This is a genomic window from Pseudomonas sp. VI4.1 (assembly GCF_002029345.1).
Lineage (GTDB): Bacteria > Pseudomonadota > Gammaproteobacteria > Pseudomonadales > Pseudomonadaceae > Aquipseudomonas.
In genome coordinates this window covers 13605-40528 of sequence record NZ_MULM01000184.1, presented here as the reverse complement: position 1 = coordinate 40528, position 26924 = coordinate 13605, and the positions used below count along the sequence as shown (strand labels likewise).

The following is a 26924-nucleotide window of genomic DNA, read 5'->3' as shown; positions in this document are numbered from 1 at the left end:
GACCCCAGAGGATCGCCCATGGCTAAACCCAATTATTCCTTCGCCAAACGTCAGAGAGACTTGGCCAAGGAGCAGAAGAAAGAGGAAAAGCTTCAGCGCAAGAAAGCTACCGCTGAAGAAGAAGCAGCAGCACTGAACCCGGATGCCGAAGGCGAAGTGGCTACAGACGAAACTGAAACACCGAAAGATCAGGCGCCCGACGCCTGAGACCCTCAGGGCCCGATGATCTGATCAGGCCCACCGGATCTGTGTCCAGGGTTGGCAGCGCCGCTGCTGACCCTCACAGCTCAATCTGAAATACCCCACATTCCCCTGTAGGAGCGAGCTTGCTCGCGATGGTCGTCAACGATAACGCCATACGCCTGACGCCCCGCGGTGGTCTCAGGTTTTTCGCGAGCAAGCTCGCTCCTACAGTAGTTTCTGGTTAATCCAGTGGCATCACGGTGACGCGGACCTCAGGGTCATGGTTGCCGCCCCCCAGAATCACCCCGCGCAACGGCGAGACATCGGAGAAATCCCGGCCCCAGGCCAGGGTGATGTGCTCCAGCGCCGGTTGCACGTTGTTGGTCGGATCGAAATCGACCCAGCCCAGCACCGGGCAAAACACCGAGATCCAGGCATGGGACGCATCGGCGCCGATCAATCGCGGCTGCCCCGGTGGTGGTTGGGTCAGCAAATAGCCGCTGACGTATCGCGCCGCCAGCCCGCGGGAGCGTACGCAAGCGAGCATCAAGTGCGCGAAATCCTGACAAACACCGCGACGACGCTCCAGTACCTCCACCAGTGGCGTTGCCACTTGGGTTGCTTCGGCGTCAAAGGTGAATTCGCTGAAGATTTTTTCCATCAACGCCTGTACGCCGAGTAACAGCGGTCGCCCTTGGGGAAAACAACTCTGCGAAAACTCGACGAAGTTGCGTTTCAAATGCACATAGGGTGATTCAAAACGGAAACGGCAAGCATCCAGCAATTCTGGGGATAGCGGCTGACTGCTGTAGGTCAGCGCATTGCGCGTTTGCTCCCATGGGGGAGATTGACTGAAGTCGAACGCAGGCCGGGCCAGCACTTCAACGGTGAGCCGGGCATTGACCAGCAATTCATCATGGGGCCGCTCGAACGCCAGCCGGGTCAGGGGATTGCCGAATACATCCAGCTCGTCCCGGCGTGAAGTCGGGTCCGGGCTGATCTGCAATTGCTGCTCGGTGCAACGCTGCCAGGCACAGGCCCGCGGCCACAGGTGCGCCAGTTGCTGGGCCAGGGACACCGGGCTGTCGTAGTGGTAATGGGTGTCGTGGAGAATCTGATAATGGGCGCTCATCAGACGGACACCGTGCGCTGGCTGACATCATCGACATGGGCAAAATGGCGCAAGGCCAGGCGATCCGACACTTGTCCGCTGGCATCGGCGATCTGTTGCAACAGATCGGCCAGACCCTCGACCGCGGCGCTAACACTGGCCTCACCGAACAGCGGATTTTCCAGGCAGCCCAGATCGAAACGCGCCAGTTGCGCCACCAACAACGGCAGGCCTGCTTCGCGCGGCGCGCCAAAGTCGTCGTTCAAGCGCTTGAGTGTGCGGGTCACCAGCTTCAACTGGAACAGCACCGCATGAGGGTTCTGTTCATCGAGCAGCAACAGGTCCAGAACCGGTATCAATTGCGCCACCGCCAGATACCGCGAACGGTAAGTGATGCTGCTGTTCCCCAGTTCCAGCAGCCATTCCAGCCCGGCCTGATCGAAGGCATCGGCCCCCCGCAGAAATGCGGCGAGGCTGCTGCTGAGAAATTGCAGGCGCTCGATCCGTCGGCCAATCATCAGGAAGCGCCAGCCTTCGTCCCGGGTCATGTCGTCCAGGGCGAAACCGGACAACGCCGCCAGGGACATCACCAGACGGTTGAGAAAATCCAGCAGTTCGCCAAAATCCGCTTCATCGGTTTCCAGCGCCATGGCTTCGCGCTGCAACTCTACCAGCGCCTGCCAATTCTCCCGCGACAGCTTGCCTCGCACCTGGGAGGCCGCCCACTGCAAACGCTGCAGGTTGGAGCGCAGGCTGAACGGCCAGTCATCGCCGAGCAGCGCGGCCAACAAGCGCTCCGGCAACTCGCCTTCGTCCGGCAACAGATTCAGGCGCTCGCCCAGATCGACGGCCGCCTGCAAGGCCTGCGGATCGTCACCGTCGACATAGCGCGCCAACATGATCCGCAGCAACCGTGCACTGTCATCGCAACGCTCGCAGTAACGGCCGAACCAGTACAGGTTTTCCACCACCCGTGACGGCAGGTACGGATCGCGTCGCACCAGATCGCGCATCCCAATGTTGCGTCGGGTTTTCCATTGTTCGCCGCTCGGCGGACGATCCCCCAATACCCACGTGTCCTTGCTCGCACCGCCGCGTTGCATCGATACCACTTCGGCGTCGGCTTCGGCGGCCACCCGGGTCAGGCCACCGGGCAGCACCCGATACCCATTGCGGCTGGCTACGGCATACGCACGCATGCCGATGGCCCGTGGCTGCAGATGTCCGCCTTCAGCCTGCCACACCGGAGCCTGAGAAAGCTGCGCCAGTTCTTGCGCCACATAGGCATAAGGCCGAGCCTGCATGCGCTCGGCCAGGGCCTTGCGCTGTTTTTCACTCAAGTCACGGCCAAACACCGCAGCGAAGCTCTGGGACGGAAATGCCGGTTTGATCAGCAATTGCGGCAATTTCTCCAGTGCTTCGGCCAGCACGGGCGCTTCGCCGCACCACCAGGTGGCGATGGAGGGCAGGATCAGTGCTTCGCCGAACAGGAATTGATTGATTTTCGGTAAGAAACCCAGCAGTCCCGGCGACTCCAGCACGCCACTGCCAAGGGCGTTGGCCACCAGCACCCGGCCTTGCCGCACGGCTTCGAGCAGGCCCGGTACGCCGAGCGCGGAATCGGTACGCAATTCCAGCGGATCGCAGAAATCATCATCGAGACGCCGCATGATCGCGTGGACCCGGCGCAGGCCGTTCAAGGTTTTCAGATAGACCGTGGCATCGCGCACCGTGAGGTCGCCGCCCTCTACCAGTGGATAACCCAGCTGGCGCGCCAGATACAGGTGCTCGAAATAGCTTTCGTTAAAGCGGCCCGGCGTCAGCAACACCACCAGCGGCGCTTCATCATCGCTCGGCGCCTGACGGGCCAGGGTTTCCTGAAGCGTGCGGAAGAACCCGGCCAGATGCTGCACCTTCAAATCGCGGTACAACTCCGGAAAGGCTCGAGAGACGATGGTGCGGTTTTCCAAGGCATAACCGGCTCCGGACGGCGCCTGGGTCCGATCCGCCGTCACCCACCAGCGACCATCGGGGGTACGCGCCAGGTCCACGGCGTACAGATGCAGAAAGGCCCCGTCGGGCGGCGTAATGCCCTGACAGGGCCAGAGGAAGTTGTTGTGGCCAAATACCAACTCGGCGGGCAACAGGCCCTCGGCGATCAAGCGTTGCGGACCATAGAGGTCCGCCAGCACGGCATTGAGCAAGCGAGCCCGCTGCGCGATGCCCGCCGCCAACTGCTCCCACTCATCGGCCGCAATGACATGGGGCAGCAGGTCCAGCTCCCACGGCCGATCAGCCCCCTTGGGGTCGGCGTAGACGTTGTAGGTCACGCCGTTTTCCTGGATCTGTCGGGTCAGCAGCGCCTGACGCTGCACCAATTGCGCTGGCGTGCTGCGTTGCAATTGGTCGAACAGCCGCTGCCAGTGCGGGCGCACGGCGCCACTGTCATCAAGCAGTTCGTGGTAGGTGCCCGCCGTCAGCGGGTAGCGGTCAAGCAGATCAGGCATGGAATGCTCGGCAGACAGCAAGGAACGGTCAGACTAACGCAGGCACATGACGCCCGGACATATGAACAATCCGAGCGTCGCGTACAGTTTAGAAACGTCGCAAATCGAGCGTCATCGGTAGCTCGTCGTTAATGTCCACATTCGGTACAGGAAGTTTCCCTGGCGTATGTCCGATGCGGAAGAAGCGCGCCATCCGCCGGCTTTCCGCCTCGTTGGCATTTACCGGCAGGCTGTCGTAGTTGCGCCCGCCCGGATGGGCGACGTGGTACTGACAGCCGCCCAGCGAGCGTTGCATCCAGGTGTCGAGCAGGTCGAACACCAGCGGCGCATGCACAGCAATCGTCGGTTGCAGGCAGTTCGCCGGTTGCCAGGCGCGAAACCGTACACCGGCGACGAATTCGCCGACCCGTCCGGTAGGCTGCAACGGCACTGGAATGCCATTACAGGTCAACAGATAACGCTGGGGCGGCAAACCGGTGAGTTTGACCTGCAAGCGCTCCAGGGACGAATCCACATAACGCACCGTCCCCCCCACCGCGCCCTCCTCGCCCAGCACATGCCAGGGTTCAAGCGCCTGGCGTACTTCCAGCTCGATGCCGCTGACCGCGTAATCGCCGACCTTGGGAAAACGGAACGCCAGATGCGCCGCAAACCACTCGGCACGTACGGGATAACCGGCGGCATTGAGGTCGAAAATGACGTCGGCGAAATCCTGCTCGATGAAATGCGGCAACAGAAATCGGTCATGCAGTTCGGTGCCCCAGCGCGCCAGCTTCGGCGGCGCATAGGGCTCGCGCCAGAACCGGGCGACCAGCGCCCGCAGCAGCAACTGCTGCGCCAGGCTCATGCGCGCATGGGGTGGCATCTCGAATGCTCGCAGCTCAAGCAAGCCAAGGCGACCGGTAGCGCCATCCGGCGAATAGAGTTTGTCGATACAGAATTCGGCGCGGTGGGTGTTGCCGGTGACATCGATCAACAGGTTGCGCAACAGCCGATCCACCAGCCAGGGCGCACACGCTTCACCTGGCTCGGGCATCTGGGCAAAGGCGATTTCCAGCTCGTACAACGCATCGTTGCGCGCCTCGTCAACACGTGGCGCCTGGGACGTCGGGCCGATGAACAGTCCGGAGAACAGGTAGGACAAGGACGGATGGTTGTGCCAGTAGCTGATCAGGCTGCGCAACAAATCGGGACGACGCAAAAACGGCGAGTCAGCCGGTGTCGCACCACCCAATACGAAATGGTTACCGCCACCGGTGCCGGTGTGCCGGCCGTCGATCATGAATTTCTCGGTGGTCAGTCGCGTCTGGCGCGCCTCTTCGTAAAGAAATTCGGTGCGTTCGACCAGCTCATCCCAGGTGGCGGACGGCTGCACGTTGACCTCGATCACGCCGGGGTCCGGGGTAATCCGGTAATTGCTCAGGCGTGGATCGCTCGGTGGCTCATAGCCTTCCAGCAACACCGGGCACTGCAATTCTTCAGCCGTGGCTTCGATGGCGCTGACCAGTTCCAGGTAGTCCTCGACCCGCTCCAGCGGTGGCATGAACAGGTACAGCCGGCCTTCCCGAGCCTCGGCACAGAATGCCGTACGGGTCAGCCAGTCGGCGGATTCATCGATCCCGGGCGCCCGCTCGTCAGCCACGGCAGGTTCACCATGGCTCTGCAGCTGTGCGGTGTCAGGCAATGGCGGGAAATCCTGGTTCGGGTCCTTGGGGTGGATGAACGGATATTCCGCCGCCTTCACCCAAGGCTGCGACCCGAGCGGCAGGCGATAACCCAGGGGCGAATCCCCCGGCACCAATCGGCAGTGCTCGTCACGCAGGTACCAGCGACCGCTTTGCCACTGATCACCCTTGGCGGTGCGCGCCAGTGGCAGGACCTGACCGATCACCTTGTCCAGGCCCTGGCTGAAGACTTTGCGCAGGCGCGCACGTTCCAGGGGTTCTTCCAGGCGTGAGTCTTCGGCACTGACGTTCTGCGGCAAAGTCCCCTCGCGCCAGAGGTAATAGAAATTGTCTTCGTAGGCCGGGAACACAAAACGTGTCGGAATTTTCAGGCGCTCGGCGACACTCGCGAGAAAACGCCCGGCCAGTTCGCCATCAGCGCCGTAGTCTGCCTGCTCATCGGCGATCAACGCGCTGTTATGCCAGATCGGCACGCCGTCGCGGCGCCAGTAGCAGTTCAGCGACCAGCGCGGCAATTGTTCGCCGGGGTACCACTTGCCCTGGCCGAAATGCACCAGGCCCTCGGGCGCGTAATGCTTGCGCATGCGCTGGAACAGCTCGGCGGACAGGCGACGCTTGTCCGGCCCGAGCGCTGCGGTATTCCACTCGGCGCCGTCAGGGTCATCGATGGACACAAAGGTCGGCTCGCCGCCCATCGTCAGGCGTACGTCACCTTCGAGCAGGTCGGCATCGATCTGCCGCCCCAGCGCCTGGATCGCCAACCATTGCGCTTCGGTGTAAGGCTTTGTCACCCGCGGCGCTTCCCAGATCCGCTCCACGGACATTTCGTGGGTGAATTCACACTCGCAGGGCTCCACCAGGCCGCTGATCGGTGCCGCAGAGCCCGGATCGGGACTGCAGGCCAACGGAATATGGCCTTCGCCGGCGAACAGCCCGGAGGTCGCGTCCAGGCCGATCCAGCCTGCACCGGGCAGATAGACCTCGCACCAGGCGTGCAGGTCGGTGAAGTCCACGTCAGTGCCCGACGGGCCGTCGAGGCTTTTGACGTCAGCGGTCAGCTGGATCAGGTAGCCGGAGACGAAACGCGCCGCCAGCCCGAGGTTACGCAGCAATTGCACCAGCAGCCACGCGGAGTCGCGGCAGGAGCCGGAGGCCTGTTCAAGGGTGTGTTCCGGGGTCTGCACGCCCGGCTCCATGCGAATCAGGTAGCCGATGTCTTCGCTCAGTCGCTGATTGAGTGCAACAAGGAAATCCACGCTGGGCAGGGGTGCGCGGTCGATGCCCTGCAGATAAGCCTGGAACTTCGGGGTCAGGGGCAAGGTTTCCAGGTACGGCGCCAGTTCCTTGCGTTCGTCCGCGGCGTAGGTGAACGGGATCTGTTGCGCGTAGGGCTCGAGGAAGAAGTCGAACGGATTGAAGACTGCCATCTCGGCCAGCAGATCGACTTCGATCCGCAGCTCTGCGGTTTTCTCCGGAAACACCAACCGCGCCAGGTAATTGCCCTGAGGGTCCTGCTGCCAGTTGATGAAGTGCTGCCCAGGCGAGACCTTCAATGCGTAGGACAGTATTCGCGTACGACTGTGGGCGGCCGGGCGCAGACGAACGATCTGCGGTCCGAGCTCGACGGCGCGGTCGTAGCGGTAATGCGTGACATGGTGCAATGCGACATGAATCGACACGGCGTGCCTCCTGCGAGCCTTGAGCGTATTGGAGAGCGCGCAAGACTTATGCCATCGCGCAGCGCTGGCGCTTTCTCCGTTTGCTTGAGGCAGTACAGCACCAAAATCGGGCGATGCGGGAATTTGGTTTGGGGGGATTGCACGTTAATGTGGCGGCGAGTGCTGTCAGGGAAGTTTTAGAGTGACAGTCGCCCGGGCAAAACTTTCAAGCCTTAAACGCAAAACGCCAACCCGAAGGTTGGCGTTCTGTTCAGCTCAAACGTGGCTTAGCGCGGTACGACCGGCTTGCGCGCAGGCTTCGGCCCCTTGCCTTTGGCCGCATCCTTGCGCTCCTTGGCTGCCTGCTGGTTGCGGGCGAACGCCGCAGCCTTGGCCTGTTCACGCTTGTCCCACGGGTTGCCGCCATCGCTGGCACGTGGCGGCAGGCCGGTGTGCTGGGTCAGGATCTTGGTGGTCTTCTCCCCCGCAACCTTGTGACTGCGGCCGGCGTCGAGTTCTTGCGACGGGCGCTCTGGTAGCTGTCGGTCGCTGGCTGATGCAGCGGGATCAACTGGGTCTTGCCCGGCCCGATGAGGTCGGCGCGGCCCATGCGGGTCAGCGCTTCACGCAGCATCGGCCAGCCTTTCGGGTCGTGGTAACGCAAGAACGCCTTGTGCAGGCGACGCTGTTCTTCGCTCTTGACGATGGTCACGGCGTCACTCTTGTAAGTGACCTTGCGCAGCGGGTTCTTGCCCGAGTGGTACATCGCGGTAGCGGTGGCCATCGGCGACGGGTAGAACGCCTGCACCTGGTCGGCGCGGAAGCCGTTGCCTTTGAGCCACAGGGCCAGGTTCATCATGTCTTCATCGGTGGTGCCCGGGTGGGCGGCGATGAAGTACGGAATCAGGTACTGCTCTTTCCCGGCTTCCTTGGAGTACTTCTCGAACATGCGCTTGAACTTGTCATAGCTGCCGATGCCCGGTTTCATCATCTGGTTGAGCGGACCTTCCTCGGTGTGTTCCGGGGCGATCTTCAGGTAACCGCCGACGTGGTGGGTCACCAGCTCCTTGACGTACTCCGGCGACTCGACCGCGAGGTCGTAACGCAGGCCGGAGGCGATCAGGATCTTCTTCACACCCGGCAAGGCACGAGCGCTGCGATACAGCTGGATCAGCGAAGAGTGATCCGTGTTCAAATTCGGGCAGATGCCCGGGAACACGCACGACGGCTTACGGCACGCCGATTCGATTTCCGGGCTCTTGCAGGCGATGCGGTACATGTTCGCGGTCGGGCCGCCGAGGTCGGAAATGACGCCGGTGAAGCCCGGGACCTTGTCGCGGATCTCTTCGATTTCGCGAATGATCGACTCTTCGGAACGGTTCTGGATGATCCGGCCTTCGTGCTCGGTGATCGAGCAGAAGGTGCAGCCACCGAAGCAGCCACGCATGATGTTCACCGAGAAACGGATCATGTCGTAGGCAGGGATTTTTTCCTTGCCGTACGCCGGGTGCGGAATGCGCGCATAGGGCATGCCGAACACGTAGTCCATTTCTTCGGTGGTCATCGGAATCGGCGGCGGGTTGAACCAGACGTCGACTTCGCCATGCTTCTGCACCAGCGCACGGGCGTTGCCCGGGTTGGTTTCCAGGTGAAGCACGCGGTTGGCGTGAGCATAAAGAACCGCGTCACCGCGGACTTTTTCGACCGATGGCAGACGAATAACGGTCTTGTCGCGCGTCATTTTCGGGCTGGCAAGGATCTGTATAACCTTGGCTTCAGTCGGGTCTTCAACCGGGCCTTTTTCCTGCTCGATGGCGCAAGCCTGGGTGTCCTGGGTGTTCACATACGGGTTGATGATCTTGTCGACCTTGCCCGGACGGTCGATGCGCGTGGAGTCGACTTCGTACCAGTCTTTCGGCGTGTCGCGACGGATGAACGCGGTGCCGCGCACGTCGGTGATGTCTTCGATCTTGTGACCGTAGGACAGACGCTGGGCGACTTCGACGATTGCCCGCTCGGCGTTGCCGTAAAGCAGGATGTCGGCGCAGGCGTCGATCAGGATCGAGTTGCGCACCCGGTCCTGCCAGTAATCGTAGTGAGCGATGCGGCGCAGGGAGGCTTCGATGCCACCCAGCACGATCGGCACGTTCTTGTAGGCTTCCTTGCAGCGCTGGCTGTAGACCAGGCTCGCACGGTCCGGACGCTTGCCCGCCAGGCCACCGGGCGTATAGGCGTCATCGGAGCGAATTTTCTTGTCGGCGGTGTAGCGGTTGATCATCGAGTCCATGTTGCCGGCCGCGACACCGAAGAACAGGTTCGGCTCGCCGAGCTTCATGAAGTCGTCTTTGGACTGCCAGTCTGGCTGGGCGATGATCCCGACGCGGAAGCCCTGGGACTCCAGCAGCCGGCCGATGATCGCCATGCCGAACGACGGGTGATCGACGTAAGCATCACCGGTGACGATGATGATGTCGCATGAATCCCAGCCAAGCTGATCCATCTCCTCCCTGCTCATGGGCAGGAATGGCGCTGGCCCGAAACATTCGGCCCAATATTTTGGATAGTCAAATAACGGCTTGGCTGCTTGCATGTCGATGACCGGTGTTGAGATGAAAAATCGCGGGCGCGGAATATAGCACAAAATTTAACCAATTCCGACAACGGTGGTCGGTTTCTCTTCGATCCACCGCGCCCCGCACAACAGACCCGAACGATACGCGCTTTACAGACCTGTGAGGCGCATAACCGGCAATGACGCCGAATGCCCCGTCATCATCCAGCTTGTGGGTGCTGATGCGGCAACTGTTCAAGGATGAAAAATAATGTCACCAAAACTGCCTGCCAAAGGCACCGTCACCGTCGATATCCACACCCGTCCCAAGCCGCCGTCGGACGGACACACATCGCTACCCGACACCCTGCCGCGTGTCGATTTCGGGCCGTCAATCACGACGAATCCGCCAAATCCCCCCAGGGCAACCGGAACACCGGGGGACGTCGACCTTGACGCCATCGCGCCAGCACCGCCAGTCACGGCTAGCGAGCTACCTGTCGCCCTGTTGCCTGCACCCACGGCTGCGCAGCGTCCACTGGAGCATTACCGGGTCGCTTCGGTGGCTCAACTTCCCGCTCCCGACGCCCAGGGATACAGGACGTTCAAGGGACGCCAGTACGTCGATGTGGCGGGCGGCAGCATCGTGCAGATCGGGGCAGATCCGGAAACCGGCCTGTACCGGGCCAAACTGCCGAGCGAACTGCAACCTTCAGGCCCGGCGCTCGCGCGGGACCCTGACAGCAAGCTCTGGTATCCACTGGATGAGGTTGAGGCAGCGACCTACCCCTTGACCTCCACCCGCCTGGAGGCCTTTCGCACGCCCCTGGACTTGACCGGCGTCGACCCGGGCAGCGACGGGCTACATCGGCTCGATGGCAAACTCTACGTGGTCATTCAGAACCACGTCTATCAGGTCCTGCAGGATCTTGAGGCCTCCTCGCCACAGGCTCCCGTGATGCGCATTGTCCGGACAGAGGACCCCATCGCCCTGGACGACAACAACGTTTATGTCGCCACTCGCCCGGGAAGGTCGGAGCCGATTGTTTTCGATGATCGGGACGGCTGGGTGGGAATTGCCGTCGTCGGCGCGGGCGGTATGCGGGCGGCGGGAAACAGAACCTTGCAAGATCGGTTCGCCGGGCAGATAGAACTATTGCATACAGAGTCCGCCATGCTCGAGGCGGCCAGACAGAGGAGAATTCAACTAACGACTCGCTGGGAGGAAGTAATCGGCGCAGCAGGTGAAAGAACGGCTCTGGTACTTTTGGAAGTACAAATTCACCGAGAACTCGCTTTGCTGGAAAACATGACCACCAAGTACGTGGACGAACACGATTGGCTGATTCTCGTTAAAGCAAACGGTGTCTATAGAAATGAACTGCATGAACTTCGCGAACTTAAAGTTTCAGGTTACCACCGTCTCATTGCTGCCAGCGATATGCGCAAATTGCTGGAGGTTCGGCCAATCAATGACCCGACGGCTGCCTACCAAACTATCGCCGAACACCTGATGAAGAAACGCAACATTTTGCAGAAGTGCCAGCAAGTTGCCCATGAAATCCAGGCCAGCTCGCGCTCCTCGGAGCTTGAGCTGGCTGACCTGGGTTATGACGCGAAGGAGATTCATGAAGTCACCGCCGGTTGGGTCGAAGCCCGAAGCCGACTGCTGACGGACGACCCAGGCAACAGCGACGCTGAAGCGGTGCACCTGGCGCACTCTTTCATTGAGGCAGCCTCCGCATTCCGGGGGATCGAGAGCATTCCTGAGGTCGCTCGCATCGCGGCGCTGACCGATCTGCTCGATCAAAGCGCGGCCATCAGGTCCTCGTACGAGAATCTGGACCTCCCGCCAGACTCACCCCAGGCCAACTCCCGGCGTGAAATCACAGAGGCCGTCCAGATCTTCGAAACCGCGCTGGAGAGTCAGATGGCGCGTTATCACCGAGACCAGGAAAACACCTCGGCGCTACCGGCACAGGATCAGCCCATTGATTTCGACTTCGTTCCCGCGCAAGGCAGAACCGGGCGGGCACCGATGCCCAGGCGAGTCTTTCGTGCCAAACACCACGGCGTCTACAAGATCAGTGTCGGTCAACCGCGTCGCACCGCATCCGGTATAGAGCTGATCGATGTGATCGATCCCAACAACTCGGCACAGGTCCTGCGGACCTACGAGCAAAGGGAGGGAGAATGGCGCCGGGTGCAACGCGCACAAAACCGAGCGCTGCCTGAACTGATGGCGCAAGCCACTCAGAGACTGGAGCAATCCGACTCGCACCTGAACAGTGCCAGGCAGGATGAGCGGGGAAAACGCAACGCCACCAATATCGTCGAATTTCTCGGTGGCAAAGCCGAAGCCCTCGACGACCTGGCCCGACAGCTCGAACTCGCGCCGAATCCGACCGGCAACAACATCGCACCCCTTGTCCAGCGCCTGAGGCAAGACAGTCAGCGCCTGCGCGCCGAAGGCGAGGACATCCGCATCCGGCTCTACAAGGACAAAGCCTTTCTGAGTGCGGAACGCCTGGCGTATTTGATCAGCCAGGAACAGATCGGCGTCGTGAAAACCCATAGCCGATTGGCGCTCGGCAAGGGCAAGCGCAAGCACTTTCTCGACATCTACTCACTCAACGACAGACGCACCGCAGAGCCCTTGTGGCACGCCCATTTCCACTATGAAAAGCAGGACAGCCCTGTGTTGAACTTCACGGCAAAGGGGGGGCATCTCAAAACTCTCGAGCAGAGCGGACTGGGCGCTTCCTCTCAGCGCCAGGATGAACAGGCCGGCCGGGAGCACGTTCCCATCTGGCGCGAAACCATTGATGGCCGCACGGCACAGAAAATCTTCGAGCTGGCGTCGTAAAGCGATTGCGGGCCGGCAAGAACGCCGGGGAAGAGGCCGCTGCCGAAACCGATAATGCTTCGACCGGGTAAAAAGAACGGCTGGCCGAATGATTTCGGCCAGCTGTCATTCGTCGTCGAAATTGTAACTGCCCGGCGCGAGGTTTTCGAAGCGGGTGTACTTGCCGATGAACGCCAGTCGTGACGTGCCGATCGGACCGTTCCGCTGCTTGCCGATGATGATCTCGGCGATGCCTTTATGCTCGGTTTCCGGGTGGTACACCTCGTCCCGGTACACGAACATGATCACGTCAGCATCCTGCTCGATCGCTCCGGATTCCCGGAGGTCGGAGTTGATCGGGCGCTTGTTCGGCCGTTGCTCCAGGGAGCGGTTGAGCTGCGAGAGCGCCACCACCGGGCAGTTGAATTCCTTGGCCAGGGCTTTCAAGGAACGGGAGATTTCGGAAATTTCGTTGGTCCGGTTGTCGCCACCGGAGCCGGGGATCTGCATCAATTGCAGGTAGTCGATCATGATCAGGGCGACATCGCCGTGTTCACGCACCAGCCGTCGGGTCCGCGCACGCATTTCCGAGGGGCTGATACCGGCTGTATCGTCGATGAACAGCTTGCGATCGTTGAGCAGGTTGACCGCCGAGGTCAGGCGCGGCCAATCGTCGTCGTCCAGGCGACCGGCCCGGACCTTGGTCTGGTCGATGCGGCCCAGAGACGACAACATACGCATGATCAGCGATTCGCCTGGCATCTCCAGCGAGTAGACCAGAACGCACTTGTCGCTGCGCAACACGGCGTTTTCCACCAGGTTCATCGCAAAGGTGGTTTTACCCATGGACGGACGGCCGGCGACGATGATCAGGTCGGACGGCTGCAGGCCGCTGGTCATCCCGTCGAGATCGGTATAACCGGTGGACAGGCCGGTAATGGCGTTGTCGGTGTTGAACAAGGTGTCGATGCGGTCGATGGCCTTGGTCAGCAGGTCATTCACGCTCACCGGGCCGCCGGTTTTTGGCCGGGCCTCGGCGATCTGGAAGATCTGCCGCTCGGCTTCGTCGAGAATCTCTTCCGCCGTGCGGCCTTCAGGGTTGAAGGCGCTATCGGCGATCTCGGTAGCAATGCCGATCAGTTGCCGCAGGGTCGCCCGCGCGCGAACGATCTGCGCATAGGCCTTGATATTGGCGACGGACGGCGTGTTTTTTGCCAGTTCGCCAAGGTAACCAAGACCACCGACTTGCGAGGTCTGACCTTCCTTGTCCAATTGCTCGGCAAGGGTCACGACGTCGATCGGCGAGTTCCGGTCGGCCAGTTTGGCGATTGCGCGGAAGATCAAACGGTGGTCATGCCGATAGAAATCGCCGTCCGAGACTTGATCGAGCACGCGTTCCCAAGCGTTGTTGTCCAGCATCAGACCACCGAGCACGGCCTGTTCGGCCTCGATGGAATGCGGAGGCACCTTCAGGGACGCGGTTTGCAGGTCATATTGCTCGGGAGCGGAGATATCGTTCATGGCCACTTGAATAGGTTTGTGAAAATCAGGAACTGCAGAAAGACAAAGGGCACGACCTGTAAACAGGATCGTGCCCGATGTTACCGGCAAGCACCCGAGGGTGCCAGCCGACAAGTGCTGCTTAAGCTGCTACCACGACAACGCGTACGGTGGCTTCAACTTCGGCGTGCAGGTGCACGGCTACGTCGAATTCGCCTACGTTGCGGATGGTGCCGTTCGGCAGACGAACTTCGCTTTTTGCAACTTCAACGCCAGAGGCGGTCAGTGCATCAGCGATGTCGTGGGTGCCGATCGAACCGAACAGCTTGCCTTCGTCACCGGCGGTGGCAGTGATAGTCACTTCCAGCTCAGCCAGTTGGGCAGCACGGCTTTCAGCCGAAGTTTTACGGTCTGCTGCAGCTTTTTCCAGCTCGGCACGACGCTCTTCGAACGCAGCCAGGTTGGCAGCGGTCGCAGCGGTAGCTTTGCCGTAAGGCAGCAGGTAGTTACGACCGTAACCAGCCTTAACGTTCACTTTGTCACCCAGGTTGCCCAGGTTGGTGACTTTTTCCAGAAGGATCAGTTGCATGTGAAAATCCTCTTAACTTTTAACCTTCACCGTTCGCGCTATCGACGTCTTTCGGCGTCGAACGACCGCGAAAATCAATCAGGCTGTCGACGATGGCCAAGACCACCAGCAACGGATAGATCAGCTGCATGAACAGCAACAGCGTGACGTACAACCCCACCAGCCAGAACCTGGCCAGTCGCTTTTGCGCCACCAGCCCGTGAATCAGGGCCAGCCCGGCGAATACCAGCGGTACGCTGCACAACGGCGTCAACATGGCCATCTGCGGACCGATGTTCGGCCCCAGAAGCATGAACGCCAGCAGCAACATCGCCGGCCCAAGCGGGAATCGGATGGCGCGAAACTCGCGACCAAAACCACCCGGGTTGTACAACAACGCCTGCCAGTAGCGCCCGAATATCAGGCTCAGCACACTGACGATTTGCAACAAAGCCGCAATCAGGCCGGTCAGGACCGGTGCAATCAGGGACGCAAAATGCGCTTGCTCGTCTACCGACAACTTCTGGTAGACATCACCGAGTAGCGACGGCATGACTTTTATCAAAGCCTGCGCCAGCATCTCGATCTGCGGACCAAAAGCCGTCCCCAGCACCACTGAAAACACCACTCCCATCGCTATGCTGACCAGCAGCACGCGGTTCCAGGACTCACTTGCGCGTAAAACCAACGCAAGGCTCCAAGACCCCAGCAACACCAGAAGTGAGCGTGGGTCATCGGCGTAAAGCCACCAGATCAATGCCGGCAGCAATCCCAGAGCAAGAACGCTCGAGGCGTCCTTCCATCCGCGCCGCAGGAGCACGAAGCATCCAGCGGCAGCACCCAACCAATACAACAACGGCAATGCTGCGCATCCAGCCACTACCAGAGTGGCCTGCATACGGCCGCGCATGATGAACTCAGCTAAGGCACGCATGCTTTCAATCCTTTGCTACGTGTCGACTGCCCGGTCTCAGCGGCCGTGGCTGTCGGTGTAGGCCAGCAGGGCCAGGAAGCGGGCGCGCTTGATAGCGGTGGCCAGCTGACGCTGATAACGTGCTTTGGTACCGGTGATACGGCTTGGAACGATTTTGCCGGTCTCGGATACATAGGCTTTCAGGGTGTTGAGATCTTTGTAATCGATCTCTTTCACGTCTTCAGCGGTGAAGCGGCAGAATTTACGACGACGGAAGAAACGTGCCATGTAATAGGCTCCTCAAAAGGTCCGTGGATTACTCGTCAGCGTTATCGCTGTTGTCGCTGTCATCACTATCAGCGCTTTCAGCGCCTTCGTGCTCAGGACGGTCGCGACGCTCACGGCGCTCACTGCGGTTTTCTTCAGCCTTGAGCATCTCGGATTGGCCGGTAACGGCTTCTTCGCGACGGATGACCAGGTTACGGATCACTGCATCGTTGTAGCGGAAGTTGTCTTCCAGCTCGGCCAGGGCCTTGCCAGTGCACTCAACGTTCAGCATCACGTAGTGAGCCTTGTGAACATTGTTGATTGCGTAGGCCAGTTGACGACGGCCCCAATCTTCCAGACGGTGGATTTTGCCGCCGTCTTCTTCGATCAGCTTGGTGTAACGCTCTACCATGCCGCCGACTTGCTCGCTTTGATCCGGGTGGACCAAAAAGATGATTTCGTAATGACGCATGAATGCTCCTTACGGGTTGTAGCCTGCCGCTCAAAAGCGGTCAGACAAGGAGTGAATGACACTTATGGACTTGCCCGCGATAGACACATGCGTGCCTGCCGTCACAGCAAGGGGCGCAATTGTAGAGAAGGGACGGGAGAGGCGCAAGGCAATTGGTGATTATTTGAACAGTTCGTTCACACCACCAATCTTCGCTTCACCACAAACCACTGTGGGAGCGGGCTTGCTCGCGAATGCGGTACATCAGTCAACATTGATGTCGACTGACACTCCCTCTTCGCGAGCAAGCCCGCTCCCACATTTGGATCGCATGCAGCTTAGGACTTCTTGGCGGTTCCGGCGGCCTTGACGCTGCGCTGGCGCTTCGCCTCGAACAGGCACACTCCAGTCGCCACTGACACGTTGAGACTGCTGACGCTGCCAGCCATCGGCAGGTGTACCAGGTAGTCGCAAAGATCACGGGTCAGGCGACGCATGCCACTGCCTTCCGCACCCATGATCAGGATGGTCGGGCCGGTCATGTCCTGCTGGTACAGACTCTGTTCGGCCTCGCCCGCGGTACCGACGACCCACAGGCCCCGCTGCTTGAGTTTTTCCAGCGTGCGCGCCAGGTTGGTCACGGCGACCAACGGAATCACTTCCGCCGCACCACAAGCCACCTTGCGTACCGTCGGGGTCAGGGTCGCCGACTTGTCCTTGGGCACGATCACCGCCAGCGCACCGGCCGCATCGGCCGAGCGCAGGCAAGCGCCAAGGTTGTGCGGATCGGTCACGCCGTCGAGCACCAGCAACAGCGGTGCGCCTTCTGTGCGGTCGAGCAGCTCATCGAGCATCGCCTCGCCCCAGACCTGGCTCGGACTCACTTCCGCCACCACGCCCTGATGCACGCCTTCAACCCATGCATCCAGCTCACGACGCTCGGCATTGCCCACGGCAACGCGATTTTCCGCAGCCAGCTCGATCAGCGTCTGAACCCGCGGATCGCTGCGGCCTTCAGCCAGCCAGATCTGCTTGACCCGTTTTGGGTGGTGACGCAACAACGCTTCTACCGCATGCACGCCGTAGATCTTTTCCAACTGACTCATGACTTGGCCTTAGGTTTACGTACCCCGCCGCTTTTGGCAGCTGGAGCGGAACCCGCCTTGGGCGGGCCTTTACGGTGTTTGCTTGGTTTGGCTGGCTTGCCGCCGGGAGCCTGGTCAGGCGCCGACCGTCCGGTCTTTCCCCCAGACGCCGCTTTACCGCCGCTCTTCGCTTCAGACAGCAATGCCTGCTTCAGTTCACGACTCTTGCGCAATTCGGCATTTTTCGCCGCGGCATCGCTTGGGCGATAGGCTTCAACAGCCTTTTCCTTGGCAGGGCGACGACCGGTTTTCGCCGGTACCGGCTCTGCTGCGGTTTTAGCAGCCGATTTGGTAGCCGGCTCGGTTTTTTCAGTTCCGCGTTTTTTGCGACCGATCGGCGCGCTGATGGTTTTTTCAGCCATCTCGAAGTCGATCTTGCGCTCGTCGAGGTCGACGCGCATCACGCGCACTTCAACGGTATCGCCCAGACGGAAGCTGCGGCCGGTACGCTCACCGGCGAGGCGGTGATGCACAGGGTCGAAGTGATAGTAATCGCCCGGCAGCGCGGTGACGTGCACCAGGCCTTCGACGTAGATATCGGTCAGCTCGACGAACAGGCCGAAACCGGTCACGGCGGTGATCACACCCGGGAACGACTCGCCCACGCGATCTTTCATGAACTCGCACTTGAGCCAGTTCACCACGTCACGGGTGGCTTCGTCGGCACGGCGCTCGCTCATCGAGCACTGCTCGCCGAGCTGCTCCAGGATCGCTTCGTCGTACGGATAGATGCGCGCCTTCGGAATGGTCATCGCGCCAGCACGGCGAACGTGCGGGGTGTTCATTTTCGAATGGATGACGCTGCGGATCGCCCGGTGCGTGAGCAAGTCCGGGTAGCGGCGGATCGGCGAGGTGAAGTGGGTATAGGCTTCGTAATTCAGGCCGAAGTGGCCCTGGTTATCGGCGCTATAAACCGCCTGGCTCAACGAGCGCAGCATGACGGTCTGGATCAGGTGGAAATCCGGACGGTCCTTGATGCTGGCCAGCAACGCCTGGTAATCCTTTGGCGACGGGCCGTCCTTGCCTTTATGCAGGGACAGGCCGAGCTCGCCGAGGAACGCGCGCAATTTTTCCAGGCGCTCCGGTGGCGGGCCATCGTGGACCCGGTACAGCGCAGGAATTTCGTGCTTTTTCAGGAATTCGGCGGTGGCCACGTTGGCCGCCAGCATGCATTCCTCGATCAGCTTGTGGGCGTCGTTGCGCACGGTCGGGCGGATCTCGGCAATCTTGCGCTCGGTGCCGAAGATGATCCGGGTTTCCTGGGTTTCGAAATCGATCGCGCCACGCACGTGACGAGCGGCCAGCAGCACTTTGTACAGCGAGTAAAGCTGCTTGAGGTGCGGCAGGACGTCGTTGTACTCGCCACGCAGCTGACGCGCCTCGGTGAGTTTCGGCGTTTCCAGCATCGCGCTGACCTTGTTGTAGGTCAGGCGGGCATGGGAATGGATCACCGCTTCGTAGAAGCAGTAATCGGTCATCTCGCCGGATTTGGAGATGGTCATCTCGCAAACCATCGCCAGGCGATCGACGTGCGGGTTCAGCGAACACAGGCCGTTGGACAGCTGCTCAGGCAGCATCGGAATCACGCGCTCGGGGAAGTACACCGAGTTGCCGCGAACCTGGGATTCGTTATCCAGCGCCGAACCGATTTTCACGTAGCTGGAAACGTCGGCAATCGCCACGTACAACTTCCAGCCACCGGAGAACAGGCGCAGCTTGCCGGGCTTGGCTTCGCAGAAGACCGCGTCGTCGAAGTCGCGAGCGTCTTCACCGTCGATGGTGACGAACGGCAGGTGACGCAGGTCGATGCGTTTCTCTTTGTCTTTCTCTTCGACTTCCGGCTTGAGCTTGGCGGCTTCTTTCAGCACGGCCTCAGGCCAGACGTGAGGAATGTCGTAAGTGCGCAGGGCGACATCGATCTCCATGCCCGGCGCCATGTAGTTACCCACGACTTCCACCACGTCGCCTTGCGGCTGGAAGCGCGGCGTCGGCCAGTGAGTGATCTTCACTTCGACGAATTGACCGATCTTGGCGCTGGCATTGCGGCCCGGCGTCACCAGCACTTCCTGCTGGATCTTCGGATTGTCCGCCACCACGAAACCGATACCGCCCTCTTCGAAGTAGCGACCAACGATGGTTTCGTGAGCGCGGGAGACCACTTCGACGATCATGCCTTCGCGGCGACCGCGGCGATCCAGACCGGAGACACGGGCCAGGGCACGGTCGCCGTCGAAGACCAGGCGCATTTGCGCCGGGCTCATGAACAGGTCGTCACTGCCGTCGTCCGGGACCAGGAAGCCGAAGCCGTCACGGTGACCGCTGATGCGGCCCAGGATCAGGTCGAGCTTGTCCACCGGCGCATAGGTCCCGCGCCGGGTATAGATGAGTTGAGCGTCGCGCTCCATGGCGCGCAGGCGGCGGCGCAGGGCTTCGATCTGGTCTTCTGTGGTCAGACCAAACTCTTCGACCAACTGCTCGCGGTTAGCAGGCGAACCCCGATCAGCAAGGTGCTGAAGGATCAGTTCGCGGCTAGGAATAGGGTTTTCATATTTTTCCGCTTCACGAGCGGCCTCGGGATCGAGGGACTGCCAATCGGCCATTAGAGAGTTTTCACCTTGTCTATATGCGGGTTAGTTTGGCATAGGCGTAATGAAACGGGAAATTTCAGGCTATGACAGCCCATCTAAAGCCCTTAATCGACACCGCAAAACTGATTTCAGTGCCACTGGTAAAAAATTCCAGGTTTTTTTGATGCCAGGGGTTTACAGTTAAAACGACGCTCCGTATAGTGCGCGCCATCGACGACGCACTAGCGTTGCCGATACTGCCCAGATGGTGAAATTGGTAGACACGCCAGCTTCAGGTGCTGGTGACCGCAAGGTCGTGGAAGTTCGAGTCTTCTTCTGGGCACCAATTTCGAGCTTGAGATTAGATCAATTTCAAGGCTTGCACAAAAACCCGCGAAAGCGGGTTTTTTGCATTTGGGGCTTTTTGATTTATCAAAATCAAATCAGGGGTTTACAGATCAAAAAGCTCTCCGTATAGTGCGCCACATCAACAGCGGCAACGCTGAAGATTATGCCCAGATGGTGAAATTGGTAGACACGCCAGCTTCAGGTGCTGGTGACCGCAAGGTCGTGGAAGTTCGAGTCTTCTTCTGGGCACCAATTCAAATTCAAGGCCACGGTCTTGAATTTCACAGAAACCCGCGAAAGCGGGTTTTTGCGTTTCTGGCCCCCATAAATTACCTCCTCCCCCTGTAGGAGCGAGCTTGCTCGCGAAAAACCTGAGAGCGCCGCGGGGTGCCAGATTTACAGCGTTATCGTTCACGCCCATCGCGAGCAAGCTTGCTCCTACAGAAGCAGTGTTGTCCCCGCAAGCGCACTTGAGAAACAATATCGTTTATCATTGTTGCAAGATTTTGCAATGCGACAGTGAGGAACCCTGCGAATGATGTTTCGAAATACCCTGCGCCGCGGCCTGACCATTACCCTGCTCGGCCTGGCACTCGCCACCCCCCTCACCCAGGCCGCCGATCCAGTTTCCCTGACGCTCTATAACGGGCAACACAAGGAAGTCGGCGACGCCATCGCCAAAGCCTTTGAAGCCAAGTCCGGGATTCACGTCAATGTACGTAAAGGCAGCAGCAACCAACTCGCCAGCCAGGTCGTCGAAGAAGGCGATCGCTCCCCCGCCGACGTGATCTACACCGAAGAATCGCCACCGCTGAACAAGCTCGGCGAACAGGGCTTGCTGGCGCCGACCGAGGCCGCCACCCTCGCCGTTCTGCCGAAGGACTACGTCGCCGGTAATGGCACCTGGATCGGCATCACCGCGCGGGTCCGTGTCGTCGCTTACAACCCGAAACTGATCGACGAAAAAGACCTGCCCACGTCGGTGATGGAATTCTCCGACCCGAAATGGCAAGGCAAGGTCGGCTTCGTGCCTACCAGCGGCGCGTTCCAGGAACAGGCCGTGGCGATCATCAAGGTGCACGGCATGGACGCGGCCGAAGAATGGCTGACCGGCCTGCGTGCATTCGGCAAGACTTACAGCAATAACATGGTTGCCCTGAAGGCCGTGGAAAATGGCGAAGTCGCCACCGTGCTGGTGAACAATTACTACTGGTTCGCCCTGCAGCGTGAAAAAGGCCAGCTCGATTCGAAACTGCATTACTTCACCGGCGGCGACGTCGGCGGGCTGATCACCGTTTCCAGCGCCGCCGTGCTGAAATCCAGCCAGCATCCAAAAGAAGCCCAGCAATTGCTCGCCTACATGGCCAGTGAAGAGGGCCAACGCGTGATCACCCAGACCACCGCCGAATACCCGCTGCACAAAGGCATGCAATCGGATCGTGGCCTGAAGCCGTTCAGTGAACTGCAAGCGCCGAAAGTCACTCCGGCCGACCTCGGCAATGCCGAAGAAGCCCTGGACCTGGAACGTGACGTTGGCTTGAACTGATGAGCGCAACTTTATCCACCGCTCGCGCGCGCGGGGGTTATGTGCCACGGCGCAAACGGCCATCGATCTGGCTGTTGCTGCCGGTCCTGCTGCTGGTGGTGCTCAGCCTGCTGCCGCTGGCTTATGTCGGGCTCAAGACCTGGCAAGCGGGCTGGGCCGAAGCGCTGCACCTGCTGTGGCGACCGTATGTGTTCGGCCTGCTGCGCAACACCCTGGCACTAATGATCGGCGTCACCCTGGCCTGCGGTGTGATCGGCCTGTCACTGGCCTGGCTGCTGGAACGCAGCAATCTGCCGGGGCGACGCTTGTGGGGTGTCATCCTGTGCTTGCCGTTCGCGGTGCCGGCGTTCGTCAGCAGTTTTACCTGGGTCTCCCTGAGCGCTCACTTCGAAGGCCTGGGCGGGGCCATTCTGGTGATGACCCTGTCCAAGTATCCGCTGATATTTCTGCCGGTGGCGGCGACGCTGCGCAATCTTGACCCGTCGCTGGAAGAGTCCGCCCGCACGCTGGGACAGAATCGCCTGGGCGTCTTCTTCAAAATCACCCTGCCCCTGCTCTGGCCATCGCTGCTGGCCGGGTCTCTCCTGATAGCGCTGCACATGCTGGTGGAGTTCGGCGCGCTGTCGATTATCGGCCTGCAGACTTTCACGACCGCCATCTACCAACAGTTCGAGCTGGAATTCAGCAACGCCAACGCGGCGATGCTTTCGGCGGTGCTGCTGGGACTGTGCCTGGTACTGCTGTGGCTGGAGTTGCGAGTGCGCGGCAAAGGCCGACACGTGCGCACCGGCCAGGGCGCGGCACGCCGGGCAGAACAGGTTCGCCTCGGCCCCTGGGCGACTGTCGGACAGCTCTACTGCTTGACGCTGGCGATCATCGGCAGCGGCATCCCGCTGGGAATGCTGGCGTACTGGTTGGCGGTGGGTTCGTCGGCGGCGTTCCCGGTAGCCGCGATCAGCGAGGCATTGCTCTCGTCCCTGGCACTGTCCCTCGGCGGCGCAGCGCTGTGCCTGGTACTGGCGGTTCCAGTGGGATTGCTGGTGGTGCGTCACAAGGGCCGACTGGCGATCTGGGCCGAGCGCCTGCCGTATCTGCTGCACGCACTGCCAGGGCTGGTGATTGCCCTGACACTGGTGTATTTCGCGCTGCACTATGTGCCGGTGCTGTACCAGACTTCGACGTTGCTGCTGATCGCTTATGCGCTACTGTTTCTGCCGCTGGCTCAAGCGCCGATCCGTACGGCACTGAACAAGGCTGCGCCGCAACTGGAAGAGGCCGCACGCACGCTGGGGGCGTCGTCCTTCAGTGCGTTTTGCCGGGTGACTCTGCCGATCATCTTCCCGGCGCTGGGCGCCGCGTTTGCCCTGGTGTTTCTGGATGCGATGAAGGAGCTGACGGCGACGCTGCTGCTGAGTCCGACCGGGCTTAACACCTTGGCGACGGAGGTCTGGGCGCATACCGCGAATGTGGAATTTGCGGCGGCGGCGCCTTATGCGGCGTTGTTGATAGTGGTGTCCGGGTTGCCGGTTTATCTGTTAACAACGCGGATGTATTTGAGCCGTTGAAAGCTTCGCGGGCAAGCCTCGCTCCTACAGGAATTGCGCGATCCCTGCAGGAGCGAGGCTTGCCCGCGAAGGCGTGAGACCCGCCAATACAAATTTTAAGCCCTGAACTGCCCCAGGCTCGCCTTCAACTGCGCCGCCAACCCATCCAGCACCTTGCCGCTGGCCGTGGTCTCCACCACCGCCTGGGCCGCCTTCTCGGCCTGCACATGGATGGTCTGGACTCGCCCACGCACCGCTTGCGCCCCCCGCGCCTGATGGGCCGCCGCCTGAGTCGCCAGACCTATCGCCGCATGCACCTGCTCGACCGACGCCTGCACCGATTGCTGCAGCCGCGCACTGTCACGCAACACCAGCAAACCTTCACTGGCCTGTCGCCCGGCCTGACCGATCGCAGCAACCGCCTCACGCGCGCCCTCTTGCAACGCGACGATATGCGCCTGGATGTCGCCCGTGGAGCTTTGGGTCTTGCTCGCCAACGCCCGCACTTCGTCAGCCACCACTGCAAAACCGCGACCGGTCTCGCCGGCTCGTGCCGCTTCGATGGCCGCGTTCAGCGCCAGCAAGTTAGTCTGCTCGGCGATCCCGTGAATCACTGTCAGCACCACTTCAATCTGTTCACTCTGCCGCGCCAGCCGCTCGATGACCGTCGCACCGGTATCGACCTGCCCGGCCAACGCCTCGATCAGGCTGCCGACCTTGGCCGAGGTGCGGGTGTTTTCATCGGTGGCGGAGCGAATGTCCACTACCTGCTGCAGGGCCGCCTGCATGGCATCGCTTTCAGATTGAGCGTCATCCGCCATCTGGGACAGCGCACGCAAGCTCTCCGCCACTTCATCACGCTGCAGGCCGGCCGCCGCATCGGCGCCGGCGTTGCGCAAGGTCATGGCGCCAATTTCCACACCGGTGCGCTGGGCCACATCACCCGCCTCACGCACGATCGGCTGCAACTTATCCACAAAGCGATTGACCGCCGAGGCCATGTCGCCGATTTCGTCCTTGCTGTTGATCTGTACGCGCTTGGTCAGGTCGCCCTCACCCGCCGCCAGGTCATCCATGGCGGCGATGAGCATTTTCAAGCGATTGACCACTCGACGCCCCAGCACCACCGCGAGCAGCAACAGCACAGCGAAGCCTACGACAGCCAGGCCCATGCCAATGCGCCAGCGCAACGTTGTCGCCGCTTCCTGCACCGTGTCAGTGGTGTTGGTTTTCATCTCGGAGGCGGTGGTCTGCGCCGACTGCAGCCGCGCACGCATTGCCGTGGCGCTATCAGCCGCCGCGCCTTTCAGGCTGTCGCCCACCAGCTCATCGCTGCTGGCGATCAACGCAAGGAAACGCTTGTCCAGCGCCGCCACATCGGCCTCTACCGAAGCCGTCGAGACACCCATCAGGACTTTGCCGATTTCCACGCCATTGGGGTTGATCGACGCTTCGAGGTAGTAGACCGATGGATCGTTCTTCGCCGCATCCAGCACCTTGTCCAGCGCCCGCTCGCCCTGGCCTTTTTCCAGCAAGGCCTTGTTGATCGGGTTTTCCCTGTTGAGGTAGCGCGTCAGGTGCTGGCCCGTGGCGTCGTCGTAGACCACGAACAGCACGTTGGGATTGCGCTGGGCCCGGCGGGCGAATTCGGACAGGGTTGGAACGTCGCTGTCCCACATGGCGCGAGGTGCGACCGAGGCCAGAAGCTGCGCCATATCATTGGCGGAGTCCTTCAGATCCTTCTCCAGGGTCGCCCGCAGCTGCGCCTGCTCGTCCTTCAATCGCGAGGACAAGCCAGCCGTGAGGCGCTGACGCGTGTTGGTCGACAGGCTATCGAGGCTCGACGTGACTTCACGCCCCGCCTGTTCCAGTTCGCTGGAGAGCTTCTGGCTGTCGGCATCCAGGCGCAAGGCCAGATCGGCCTCCAGCGCAGTCACCGTGCTCCGCGTCAGCGCGACAGCCACAAGCACTTGCACCAGGAGAGCGATACCCAAGGTAACGAACACGGGCCGCAATAAACGGCTTTGTAACAGAGAGAGAACGGCCGACACAGGAAATCCTTCTGCTTTGACGCCATTAAATTGATGGCACCCCGCAAAGGATGCATTTAATGAAGATCACAGCAAAGGTCATGCCGCCCGACAGGCACAAACGACAAAGGGCCCAATGAAGGACCCTTTGTGTTTTACATCAACGGTTTATTAAGCGAACGGATGACGCAGAACGATGGTTTCGTTGCGGTCCGGGCCCGTCGAAATAATGTCGATCGGCGCGCCGATCAGCGCTTCGACGCGTTTGATGTAGGCACGTGCGTTGGCTGGCAGCTCTTCCAGGGTTTTGGCGCCCACGGTCGACTCGGTCCAGCCCGGCACTTCTTCGTACACAGGCTGCAGGCCCACGTAGCTGTCAGCGTCAGTCGGGGCAACATCGTTACCTTCGGCATCTTTGTAGCCGACGCAAATGTTGATGGTTTCCAGACCGTCGAGTACGTCCAGCTTGGTCAGGCAGATGCCGGAGATGCTGTTCACATCGATAGCGCGACGCAGGATAACGGCGTCGAACCAGCCACAACGACGGGCACGACCGGTCGTCGCGCCGAACTCGTGACCTTGTTTAGCCAAGTGTGCACCGACTTCGTCGAACAGTTCAGTCGGGAATGGACCCGAACCTACACGCGTTGTGTAAGCCTTGGTAATGCCCAGAATGTAGTCCAGGAACATAGGACCAACACCCGAACCGGTAGCAACGCCGCCAGCAGTGGTGTTAGAGCTGGTCACGTACGGGTAGGTGCCGTGGTCGATGTCCAGCAACGAGCCTTGGGCACCTTCGAACATGATGTCTTTGCCAGCGCGACGCAGGTCGTGCAGTTCGGCAGTCACGTCGAGCATCAGCGGCTTGAGCAGTTCAGCGTATTCTTTGCACTCGGCCAGGGTCTTGTCGAAGTCGATGGCTGGCTCTTTGTAGTAACCAACCAGCATGAAGTTGTGGTAATCCACCAGTTCACGCAGCTTGTCTTCAAAGCGCGGCATGTTGAGCAGGTCGCCAACACGCAGGCCACGACGCGCAACCTTGTCTTCGTACGCCGGGCCGATGCCGCGACCGGTCGTACCGATCTTCAGCTCGCCACGGGCCTTTTCACGCGCCTGGTCCAGCGCAACGTGGAAGGACAGGATCAGCGGGCAAGACGGGCTGATACACAGGCGTTCGCGCACCGGTACGCCTTTCTCTTCCAGCTTGGTGATCTCGCGCAGCAGGGCGTCGGGTGCAACCACCACGCCGTTGCCGATCAGGCACTGCACGCCTTCGCGCAGCACGCCCGACGGGATCAGGTGCAAGACGGTTTTTTCGCCGTCGATCACCAGGGTGTGACCCGCGTTGTGGCCACCTTGGTAGCGCACTACGGCGGCAGCATGTTCGGTCAGCAGATCAACGATCTTGCCTTTGCCCTCATCACCCCATTGGGTGCCCAGGACTACGACATTCTTACCCATAACACTTGTCCTCATTCGCGCAAACTTGGTGCCGGCGGCAGCCG

The 26924-nt window shown here is 60.7% G+C and carries 16 protein-coding genes, 2 tRNA genes and 2 pseudogenes; 7 read left to right on the top strand and 13 right to left on the bottom strand.

Going from position 1 to position 26924, the window contains the following annotated elements:
• The first annotated feature begins 18 nt into the window (after positions 1-18).
• Both BZ163_RS32225 and BZ163_RS36190 read left to right on the top strand, forming a co-directional pair.
• Positions 19-207: a hypothetical protein gene (locus BZ163_RS32225; RefSeq protein WP_128874310.1), complete on the top strand. Its 189-nt coding sequence runs from the start codon at positions 19-21 to the stop codon at positions 205-207.
• A 128-nt stretch (positions 208-335) separates the two neighbouring features.
• Positions 336-416, top strand: a pseudogene (locus BZ163_RS36190) (outer membrane lipoprotein carrier protein LolA); the annotation flags it as partial.
• An 8-nt stretch (positions 417-424) separates the two neighbouring features.
• Here the strand turns inward: BZ163_RS36190 and BZ163_RS32220 are convergent.
• The 4 genes and pseudogenes from BZ163_RS32220 to BZ163_RS32205 form a co-directional block, all read right to left on the bottom strand.
• Entirely contained in the window at positions 425-1315 is an 891-nt protein-coding gene (locus BZ163_RS32220) for a transglutaminase family protein (RefSeq protein WP_128874309.1), read from the bottom strand.
• Complete coding sequence (locus tag BZ163_RS32215) at positions 1315-3801, bottom strand: circularly permuted type 2 ATP-grasp protein (RefSeq protein WP_128874308.1); 2487 nt, start codon at positions 3799-3801, stop codon at positions 1315-1317. The genes BZ163_RS32220 and BZ163_RS32215 overlap by 1 nt, the downstream gene beginning before the upstream one ends.
• 88 nt (positions 3802-3889) lie before the next feature.
• Positions 3890-7165, bottom strand: coding sequence for a DUF2126 domain-containing protein (locus tag BZ163_RS32210; RefSeq protein WP_128874307.1), 3276 nt, complete (start codon positions 7163-7165; stop codon positions 3890-3892).
• Between the two features lie 266 nt (positions 7166-7431).
• A pseudogene (locus tag BZ163_RS32205) lies at positions 7432-9734 on the bottom strand (YgiQ family radical SAM protein).
• A 232-nt stretch (positions 9735-9966) separates the two neighbouring features.
• On the opposite strand from BZ163_RS32205, the gene BZ163_RS32200 reads away from it, so the two are divergent.
• The gene (locus BZ163_RS32200) at positions 9967-12561 is read left to right on the top strand and encodes a hypothetical protein (protein WP_128874306.1); all 2595 of its coding nucleotides are present in this window, start codon (positions 9967-9969) and stop codon (positions 12559-12561) included.
• 105 nt (positions 12562-12666) lie between these two features.
• On the opposite strand, the gene dnaB is transcribed toward BZ163_RS32200, so the two are convergent.
• From dnaB to rnr, 7 genes are all read right to left on the bottom strand, one after another.
• Entirely contained in the window at positions 12667-14061 is a 1395-nt protein-coding gene (dnaB, locus tag BZ163_RS32195; RefSeq protein ID WP_128874305.1) for a replicative DNA helicase, read from the bottom strand.
• A gap of 121 nt (positions 14062-14182) precedes the next feature.
• Positions 14183-14629, bottom strand: coding sequence for a 50S ribosomal protein L9 (rplI, locus tag BZ163_RS32190; protein ID WP_003197251.1), 447 nt, complete (start codon positions 14627-14629; stop codon positions 14183-14185).
• A gap of 19 nt (positions 14630-14648) precedes the next feature.
• Positions 14649-15542 carry a hypothetical protein gene (locus BZ163_RS32185; RefSeq protein WP_128874304.1) on the bottom strand — a complete coding sequence of 298 codons (894 nt, stop codon included), beginning with the start codon at positions 15540-15542 and terminating at the stop codon, positions 14649-14651.
• 36 nt (positions 15543-15578) lie between these two features.
• A complete protein-coding gene (rpsR, locus tag BZ163_RS32180) occupies positions 15579-15809 on the bottom strand; it encodes a 30S ribosomal protein S18 (RefSeq protein WP_002551829.1) in 231 nt (76 codons plus the stop codon).
• Positions 15810-15837: 28 nt separating this feature from the next.
• On the bottom strand, positions 15838-16260 hold the full coding sequence (gene rpsF, locus BZ163_RS32175) for a 30S ribosomal protein S6 (RefSeq protein ID WP_003217491.1): 423 nt from the start codon (positions 16258-16260) through the stop codon (positions 15838-15840).
• Between the two features lie 317 nt (positions 16261-16577).
• The gene (gene rlmB, locus BZ163_RS32170) at positions 16578-17345 is read right to left on the bottom strand and encodes a 23S rRNA (guanosine(2251)-2'-O)-methyltransferase RlmB (protein WP_128874303.1); all 768 of its coding nucleotides are present in this window, start codon (positions 17343-17345) and stop codon (positions 16578-16580) included.
• The gene (gene rnr, locus BZ163_RS32165; RefSeq protein WP_128874302.1) at positions 17342-19984 is read right to left on the bottom strand and encodes a ribonuclease R; all 2643 of its coding nucleotides are present in this window, start codon (positions 19982-19984) and stop codon (positions 17342-17344) included. The genes rlmB and rnr overlap by 4 nt, the downstream gene beginning before the upstream one ends.
• A gap of 226 nt (positions 19985-20210) precedes the next feature.
• Here rnr and BZ163_RS32160 point away from each other — a divergent pair.
• From BZ163_RS32160 to BZ163_RS32145, 4 genes are all read left to right on the top strand, one after another.
• Positions 20211-20297 (top strand) — tRNA-Leu (locus BZ163_RS32160).
• A gap of 167 nt (positions 20298-20464) precedes the next feature.
• A tRNA-Leu gene (locus tag BZ163_RS32155) sits at positions 20465-20551 on the top strand.
• A gap of 283 nt (positions 20552-20834) precedes the next feature.
• A complete protein-coding gene (locus tag BZ163_RS32150; protein ID WP_128874301.1) occupies positions 20835-21845 on the top strand; it encodes an extracellular solute-binding protein in 1011 nt (336 codons plus the stop codon).
• On the top strand, positions 21845-23410 hold the full coding sequence (locus BZ163_RS32145) for an iron ABC transporter permease (protein WP_128874300.1): 1566 nt from the start codon (positions 21845-21847) through the stop codon (positions 23408-23410). The genes BZ163_RS32150 and BZ163_RS32145 overlap by 1 nt, the downstream gene beginning before the upstream one ends.
• 95 nt (positions 23411-23505) lie before the next feature.
• Here BZ163_RS32145 and BZ163_RS32140 read toward each other — a convergent pair whose 3' ends face one another.
• Positions 23506-25440 (bottom strand): methyl-accepting chemotaxis protein, encoded by a 1935-nt coding sequence (locus BZ163_RS32140; protein WP_128874299.1) that lies wholly within the window; start codon positions 25438-25440, stop codon positions 23506-23508.
• A gap of 150 nt (positions 25441-25590) precedes the next feature.
• Positions 25591-26880, bottom strand: a complete 1290-nt coding sequence (locus tag BZ163_RS32135; protein ID WP_128874298.1) for an adenylosuccinate synthase — start codon at positions 26878-26880, stop codon at positions 25591-25593.
• Positions 26881-26924: the final 44 nt, after the last annotated feature.